3 protein-coding genes are annotated in these 8336 nt (G+C 78.0%); all 3 read right to left on the minus strand.

Annotated elements, in window-relative coordinates:
• Positions 1-146: 146 nt before the first annotated feature.
• The 3 genes from HOY81_RS10390 to HOY81_RS10400 all read right to left on the minus strand — a co-directional run bounded on the left by HOY81_RS10390 (position 147) and on the right by HOY81_RS10400 (position 8005).
• Entirely contained in the window at positions 147-3824 is a 3678-nt protein-coding gene (locus tag HOY81_RS10390) for an ATP-dependent DNA helicase (protein ID WP_237319979.1), read from the minus strand.
• A gap of 198 nt (positions 3825-4022) precedes the next feature.
• On the minus strand, positions 4023-7457 hold the full coding sequence (locus HOY81_RS10395; protein ID WP_237319980.1) for an ATP-dependent DNA helicase: 3435 nt from the start codon (positions 7455-7457) through the stop codon (positions 4023-4025).
• 161 nt (positions 7458-7618) lie between these two features.
• The gene (locus HOY81_RS10400) at positions 7619-8005 is read right to left on the minus strand and encodes an MGMT family protein (RefSeq protein ID WP_306423461.1); all 387 of its coding nucleotides are present in this window, start codon (positions 8003-8005) and stop codon (positions 7619-7621) included.
• Positions 8006-8336: the final 331 nt, after the last annotated feature.

The following is an 8336-nucleotide window of genomic DNA, read 5'->3' on the forward strand; positions in this document are numbered from 1 at the left end:
CGGCCCGGAATCCGGTTCCGCGGCCGGCACCGGGCCCCGGGGCTGCTCCGGGCCCGCGGCAGCCCCGGCCGGCCCCGGTGTGCCCGGTTGCTGCCTCCCCTCCCCGTCGTCCCAGCGTCCGGGCCGCCCGGCCTGTCCCCCTTGCCTCACTCGTCCGGCCCATGCGGTGCGTCCGGTCCGTCCGCCGCCTCCCGTGCACCGGGCGGCTCCGGCCCGTCCGGCGGCTGCTCCCCGAGCAGCAGCCGCTCCAGCCCCTCCCGGTCCGGCAGGCCTTCCGGGCGCACCAGCTCCCCGCTGCGGACGTGCAGGAACGCCGCGCCGACGGCGGACAGCGGCACGCCTTGCTGCTCGGCCCAGGCCACCCGGTAGACGGCGAGCTGGAGGGGGTCGGCGTCCCGGCCGCGGCCGGTCTTCCAGTCGACGATCTCCCACACCGTGCCGCCGTCCGGGCCGCGCTCGCGGTAGACGGCGTCGATGCGCCCGCGCACCAGCCGCCCCGCCAGCTCGAGCTGGAACGGCGCCTCGACCCGGTACGGCGTCCGGTGCGCGTAGGGCGTACGGGCGAAGGCCTCCTTGAGCGCGGCGAGGTCCCGCTCGTCCGCGATCTGCGGCGGTGCCGCTCCGTGGGCGCCGCCGGCGTCCTCGTCGTCCGCACCCGGCAGCTCGTCGGGGCCGAGCATCGGCAGCGTCAACTCCTCGAACCGGGATTCCACCCAGGCGTGGAAGCGGGTGCCGCGCCGTGCGGCGGCGGGCTGCGGGGGGCGCGGCATGGGGCGGGCGAGTTCGCGGGCGAAGCCCTCCGGGTCGGCGGCCAGCCGCAGCAACTGGGAGGCGGTCAGGGAGGGCGGCAGCGGCACCTCACGCACGGCTGACCGCGACCGCCGCAGCTCGCCGGCGAGCGCGTCCAGGTCCCGGTCCCAGGAGGCGACGAGGCGCGCCTCCTCGGGGGTGACCGGCTCCGGGGCGGCGGGCTCCTCCCCGGCGGCGTGGTCCCGTGCCTTCGTGCCCTCCCCGGTCCGGCGCGGGCCGGGCACGGGCCCGCAACGGGCGCGGGGTGCCGGGGCCTGCCCCGGGGGCGCGTGTCCTGCAGGATGCCCCGGGTGCGCGTACCCCGCGGAGTGCCCGGGGGGCTCGTGCCCCGCGGCCCGGTGCCCGGCGGCCACCCCGTCCTCGGCGGCGTCCTCGGCGGCGCACCCCGGGACGTCCCCGGACGCCTCGTCCCCGGGAACCTCGCCGCGCGGGCTGCCGGGGGCCTCCCCGGGCCCGTCCAGATGGGCCAGCACCCGGGCGGCCGCCGCGCGGCGGCGGGCCAGCGCTGCGGGGTCCAGCGGGAGCGGCCAGGCGCGCTCCTCGGCAGGCTCGGCGAGCGCCGGGTTCTCCGCACCCTGCTCCGGGGGGCCCGCCCACGCCTCGACCTCCCCGTGCGCCGGGTGCTCCGCGCAGTGCTCGCGCAGCGCCTCCAGGAACGCCGAGGGCCCGCGCGGGCGTTTCTGCCGCGGCCCCCACCAGTGCCCGGAGCCCAGCAGCAGCGAGCGGGCCCGGGTGAACGCCACATAGCCGAGCCGGAGCTCCTCCAGGGCCTGGTGGTCGCGCTGCCGGGTGTCGTACTCCCGCAGCGCGCGGGCGGACCACTCCTCCAGCGCGGGCAGCGTCGCCGCGTCCCCGCGCAGGGGGTGCGGCAGCACCCCGGGCCGGGTCAGCCAGGACTCCCGGGGCTGCTCGCTGGGGAACTGCTTGGCCACCAGCCCCGGCAGGGCCACCACGTCCCACTCCAGCCCCTTGGCCTTGTGCGCGGTGAGCACCTTCACGGTGTCCTCGCCGCCGGGCAGCGAGGAGTCGAGCCCCTTGTCGTACTGGGCGGCGGTCCGCAGGAAGCCGAGGAAGGCGAGCAGCGTCGCCTCGCCGTCGAGCGAGGCGAAGCCGGCGGCGACGTCCAGGAAGGCGCCGAGCGTCTCGCGGCGCCGGGCGGCGAGCGCCTGCGGCGAGGCCGCCAGCTCGACCTCCAGCCCGGTGGCCGCCAGGACCCGGTGCAGTACGTCCATCAGCGGGTCGCCGAGCGAGCGGCGCAGCTCCCGGATCTCCGTGGCGAGGCGGGCGAAGCGTACCCGCGCCTCGGCCGAGAAGGGCAGCTCGTCGTCGTGTCCCTCGCTCTCCAGGAAGGTGTCCAGGGCGTCGGCGAGCGAGATCACCTCGGCCGGGTCCACGCCCTCGACCGCGGCCGCCAGCCGCCGCTCCGGGTCGTCGTCCGCGGTCTCCTCCCGGCGTACCAGCAGCCGTGCGCGCCGCCCGAGCAGCGCCAGGTCGCGCGGCCCGACGCGCCACCGGGGGCCGGTGAGCAGGCGGACCAACGGAGCGTTGGCCGTGGGGTCCTGGAGGACCTCGCACATGGCGACCAGATCGGCGACCTCGGGCAGATGAAGCAGCCCGGAGAGCCCGACCACCTCCACCGGGACCTCCCGGGCCACCAGCACCCGCTGGAGCTCGGCGAAGTCGCCGGCCGTCCGGCAGAGCACGGCGACCTCCCCGGGCGGGGTGCCGGTGCGGACCAGATGGGCCACCGAGTCGGCCAGCCACTCCAGCTCCTCGGCGTGCGTGGGGAGCAGGGCGCAGCGCACCACGCCGTCGTGCTCGGCGCCGGGCGCGGGCCGCAGGGGACGGACGCCCGCGTGTCGCTCACGCAGTGGCGCCGCGAGGCGGTTGGCCAGGTGCAGCAGCCGGCCGCCGCTGCGGCGGTTCTCGCTGAGGGAGAGGCGGTCGGCGGGGCGGCCGTCGGCGTGCGGGAAGTGCTCGGGGAAGTCGTCGAGGTTCGCCACCGAGGCGCCGCGCCAGCCGTAGATGCCCTGGCAGGGGTCCCCGACGGCGGTGACCGGGTGCCCGGCGCCCTCCCGCGGGGCGTCCCCGGCGGGGCCCCCGCCGAACAGCCCGGAGAGCAGCACCCGCTGGGCGACCGAGGTGTCCTGGTACTCGTCGAGCAGCACGACGGCGAACTCGCGGCGCAGCAGCCGCCCCACCTCGGGCACGTCCCGGGCGAGCACCGCCGAGAGGGCCATGCGGTCGCCGAAGTCCAGCAGGTCGCGCTCGCGTTTGCGGGCACGGTACTCCTCGACCAGGCCCAGCAGTTCGGTACGGGCCAGCGCGGTGCCGGGGATGCGCCGCAACTCCTGGTTGGTCAGCCGGCCGGCCGCCTCGGCCGCCGCCAGGTCCTCGCGCAGCCGGGTGTCGTACTCCCGTAGCCGCTCCGGGGGGACGAGGTGCTCGGAGAGCTCGGAGTCCAGCGCGAGCAGGTCCTGCACATGGGTGCTCAGCGCGTTCCGCAGCCCCTCGAAGGGGCCGGGGGCGGCGGCCAGCACCCGGGCCGCGAGCTGGAACCGGGTGGCGTCGGCCAGCAACCGGGCGCCCGGCTCGACGCCGAGCCGCAGCCCGTGCTCGGCCAGCAGCCGGCCGGCGAAGGCGTGGTAGGTGAGGATCTGCGGCTCACCCTGCACGGCTTCCCCACCGTCCCCGGCGTCTGCGGGGACCGCGGGATCCGGAGCAGGGTCCGGGTCGGTGATCCCGGCCCGTACGAGTGCCGCGCGCACCCGCTCGGCGAGCTCGCCCGCCGCCTTGTTGGTGAAGGTCAGGCCCAGCACCTGCTCGGGCGCGACCCGGCCGGTGCCGACCAGCCAGACGACCCGCGCCGCCATCACCGTCGTCTTGCCGGAGCCGGCACCGGCCACCACGACCTGCGGGGCGGCCGGGGCCGTGATGCAGGCGAGCTGCTCCGGGGTGAACGGGATGCCGAGCAGCTCCCTGAGCTGCTCGGGGTCGGTGAGGCGCGTGGACATCCCTCAGACGCTAGCGGGCGCCACCGACAGCGCGTACGGCCCGCCCCGGCATGCGCCCCGCGCGCGCCTGCTCCGCCCGGGACTGCTCCGTCACTTCCCCTGCGGCGGCCGGGAGTTGCGGAGACCGGGTGCCGGCCCGCGGCACGGTGGGCGGGCGTCCCGGCCTCCCCTGCGTCCACGGGCCGGGAGGCCGGGGCGTCACTCGACGACCTGCCGGCCCTCCGGCTGCGCGGAGCAGGCGCTGCGGAAGGAGCAGTGCGCGCACTGCCGGCCGGTGGCGGGGGCGAAGCGCTCGTCCAGGACCCGGCCGGCCGCGACGGCGAGCAGCTCCCCCACCCAGTCGCCGTCCGGTCCGGTCTCCGGGGCCTCCTGCCGCTGCACGGCGGGATGGGCGTCGCCGCCCTCGCGCCGGGTGGCGCCGAGCCGCAGATGCACCAGTTCGGCGCCGCCGGGCTCGGGACGGCGCCCGCCGAACAGCCCGTCCGCGGCGCCCTCGGCCACCGCGAGCTGGTAGACCGCGAGCTGCGGGTGCCGGGCGACCTCCGCGCCGGTGGGCTTGGCGCGACCGGTCTTGAAGTCGACCACGTACGCCCGCCCTTCGGCGTCCTCCTCGACGCGGTCCATGCTGCCGCGGATCCGTACGGTGTGCCCGCCCGCTTCCAGGGTCACGTCGAAGTCGTGCTCGCTGCCGACCGGACGCCGGCCCTCCCCGCGTTCCAGGACGTGCCAGCGGAGGAAGCGTTCCAGCGCGTCCCGCGCGTTCTCCCGCTCCTGCCGCGACTTCCACGGGGCGTCGAACGCCAGTCCGTCCCAGACCGAGTCCAGCCGCTCCAGCAGCGCCGACAGGTCCGCGGGCGTGCCGCCGGAGGCGACCTCGTCGGCGAGCACGTGCACCACGTTCCCGAAGCCCTGCGCGGTGCCGGCGGGCGCCTCGGCCCGGACCTCACGGCCCAGGAACCACTGCAGCGAGCAGCCCTGGGCGAGCTGTTCCAGCGCACTGCCGGAGAGCAGCACAGGGCGTTCCGGATCCCGCAGCGGCTGCGCCGCCCGGGTCGGCTCGTACAGGCCCCACCAGCGCTGCGGGTGCGCCGCCGGCACCAGCGCGTGCCCCTCGTCGTCGCGCAGCGCCGCCAGCCGGGCCAGCCGCCGGGCCGCGGCCTCGCGGAGCGCCGGGGAGGCCTCCGGGTCGACCGTGGTGGCACGCAGCTCGGCCACCAGCGCCGGAACGGAGAGCGGGCGACGCGGACGCGTGGTCACCGCCCGTGGCTCCACGCCCAGCTCGGAGAGGAAGCGGGAGGGCTGGTCGCCGTCGTCGGCCGGGGCGCGCACCGCGGTGACCACCAGCCGCTCCCGGGCGCGGGTCGCCGCCACGTAGAAGAGGCGCCGCTCCTCGGCGAGCAGCGCGCCCGGGCTGAGCGGCTCGGCGAGCCCGTCCCGGCCGATGCGGTCGGCCTCCAGCAGCGAGCCGCGCCGCCGCAGGTCCGGCCAGAGGCCCTCCTGCACCCCGGCGACCACCACGAGTCGCCACTGCAGGCCCTTGGACCGGTGCGCCGTCAGCAGCCGGACGGCGTCCGGGCGTACGGGCCGCGGGGCCATCGTGTCGGCCGCGATGTCCTGGGCGTCGATCTCCTCCAGGAAATTGAGCGCGCCACGCCCGCCGGTGCGCTCCTCGGCGCGGGCGGCGGCCGCGAACAGCGCGCACACCGCGTCCAGGTCGCGGTCGGCGTTCCGCCCCGCGGGACCGCCGCGCAGGGCCGTACGCTCCAGCCGCTGCGGCCAGCCGGTGCCGTCCCACAGCAGCCAGAGCGCCTCCTCGGCGGTACCGCCGCCCGCCAGCAGCTCCCGTGCCTTGCGCAGCAGCAGGCCGAGGCGCTGCGCGCCGCGCGCGTACGCCGGGTCGTGGGCGACCAGCCGCTCGGGTTCGGCGAGGGCCAGGGCCAGCAACGTGTCCGAGGGGCGCGGAACGGCGCGGCCGGCGGCCCGCTCCTCGTCCCGCAGGGCACGGCCCAGCCGCCGCAGGTCGGCGGCGTCCATGCCGCCGAGCGGGGAGGTGAGCAGACCGAGCGCCGTCTCGGTGTCCAGCCACCCCGGAGGGCCGGCGGCCGCCGCGTCCGCCTCCCCCGCGGACGGCTCCCCCGCGTCCGCCTCCCCCGCGTCCCCCTCCCCCGCGGAGGGCGCCCCGGACGCGCCGGCCGCGGCGCCGCCGGGCTCCGCCGGCGGGTCCGCGGCGGGGCGCTCCAGGGCCGCGCGGGCGACCGCCCGCAGGGCGGTCAGCAGCGGGGCGACGGCGGGCTCCTGCCGGAGCGGCACGTCGTCCCCGTCCACCTCCAGCGGCACTCCGGCCGAGGTCAGCGCCCGCCGCACTCCGGGGATGCTGCGCCCGCCGGCCCGTACCAGCACCGCCATCTCGCTCCAGGGGACGCCGTCCTCCAGATGGGCCCGGCGGAGCAGGTCGGCCACGGTGTCCAGCTCCACGCCCGGTGTGGGGCAGGTCAGCACCTCCACGCGCCCGCCCTCACGGGCCGCGGCGAGGGCCCGGTGCTCCCGTACGGCCTCCGCGGGCAGCCGGTTCAGCGGCATCCGCCGGGCGATCTCCCGGGTGGCCGCGAGGAGCCGGTCGCCGGAGCGCCACGAGCGGCGCAGCACCCGTACGGGCGCGGGGGTGCCGTCGGGCCGCCGGAAGCGCTCGGGGAAGCCGAGGATGCCGCCGACGTCGGCGCCGCGGAAGGCGTAGACCGACTGATCGGGGTCGCCGAAGGCGACCAGGGTCTGCGCCGGGCCGGCCAGCGCCGTCAGCAGCCGGACCTGGGACGGGTCCGTGTCCTGGTACTCGTCCACAAAGATCGCGTCGTAGCGCCCGCGCAGCCCGGCGGCGACCTCGGGCCGTCCGGCGAGCAGCACCGCCCGGTGCACCAGCTCGGCGTAGTCGAGGACGCCCTGCGCGTCCAGCACGTCCAGGTACTCGGCGAGGAAGTCCGCCGCCGCGGCCCAGTCCGGCCGGCCGGTGCGGTGGGCGAAGGCGGCGAGCGTGTCCGGGCCGAGCCCGAGTTCCCGGCTGCGGGCGAGCACGGCCCGGACCTCGTCGGCGAAGCCCCGGGTGGTCAGGCAGGCGCGCAGTTCGTCCGGCCAGGCGATGCGGGCCCGGCCCTCGGCTGCCAGCTCGAGCTGCCCGGCGAGCAGTTCGCGGATGTAGAGGTCCTGCTCCGGTCCGGAGAGCAGCCGCAGCGGCTCGGCGAAGAGGTCGGCGTCCTGGTGGGCCCGCACCAGGGCGTAGCAGTACGAGTGGAAGGTGGTGGCCTGCGGCGCCCGGGTGCCGCCGATCCGGGCGGCCATCCGGTCCCGCAGTTCCACGGCCGCCTTGCGGCTGAAGGTGAGCACCAGCACGCGTTCCGGGTCGGCCCCGCGCCGCACCCGCTCGGCCACGGCCTCCACCAGGGTGGCCGTCTTGCCGGTGCCCGGCCCGGCGAGCACGAGCAGCGGGCCGCCCGCATGGTCAACCACGGCACGCTGCGGTGCGTCCAAGGCAGGGGACTCCACCGGCTCCGGCCGGGTACGCACCAGGCGGTACGCACCGGCGGCCGCGCCGGGCCGGTGGGCGGAACGCCGGGGTGCCGGGTGCAGGGAGGAGCTCACGTGGATCGCCTAGGGGAGGGTCTGTGCCGGGTGGTGCAGACGCTACGCCAGGGGACGCCCGTGCCGCAGCGCGTCGCTCGGGTACTCCGTACGGACGGCTCGGCGCCGCCGGCCGCCGGAGATGACGGAAGCTGGTACGTGTGAGCAGCCGCAGCCGGTGGTCAGCCGCCCGCTTCCCGGACGGGCCGCCCGTCCCAGCGGGCCTTCCGCATGTCGAGACGCGGGGTGTGGTCCGGTGCCGCGGCGCCCGCGGAGCGCAGCGGGGTGTCCTCGGCGCGGTAGTGGTCCAGGGCGCGCCGCTCCGCGCCGGGGAGCAGCACGCCGTCCGCGCGGACCACCCGCCACCAGGGCACGGCGCCGCCGTAGAGCGCCATCACCCGGCCCACCTGGCGGGGCCCGCCCTCGCCGAGCCATTCGGCGACGTCGCCGTAGGTCAGCACGCGGCCCGGCGGTATGCCGTCGACCACGTCCAGCACCCGTTCCGCGTATTCCGGGAGCTCCGGGAGATCCGGCGGCTCCGGCGGGCCCTGCGGCTCGTTCCCTCGCATGACGGCCATCCTGCCGCACGCCACGGACAGGAGTGGCGGCCGCCGGGGGGCGCGCGCCGTGGTGCGGGCGGTGGTGTCGGATATCTCGCAATGGGTGAATGCGCCCTCGGGCACCCGGGCACCTTCCCGACGTGTCACCATCTTCGTCCGGGCGGTGACGAGTGATACGAGACCAGGACGAGACGACGGCCGATCAGCGGCGGGGGAGCGAGCCTCACGGGGCGGCGTCTCCGGCCGCCGGTCGGGCTGGCCGCACCCGCCCGGACGAGCCCCGCGGCGCGCGGGAGGGCCCCGCCGGTGACGGCGGCCGCGGCACGGGCCCGGAGCCGCC

The sequence above is a fragment of the Streptomyces sp. JJ36 genome (assembly GCF_021696945.1).
GTDB lineage: Bacteria > Actinomycetota > Actinomycetes > Streptomycetales > Streptomycetaceae > Streptomyces.

Bases quoted from the DNA above. Each gene is read 5' to 3' on its own strand.
- HOY81_RS10400 (WP_306423461.1), bottom strand. From the start codon at position 8,005: ATGCGAGGGAACGAGCCGCAGGGCCCGCCGGAGCCGCCGGATCTCCCG.
- HOY81_RS10390 (WP_237319979.1), bottom strand. From the start codon at position 3,824: ATGTCCACGCGCCTCACCGACCCCGAGCAGCTCAGGGAGCTGCTCGGC.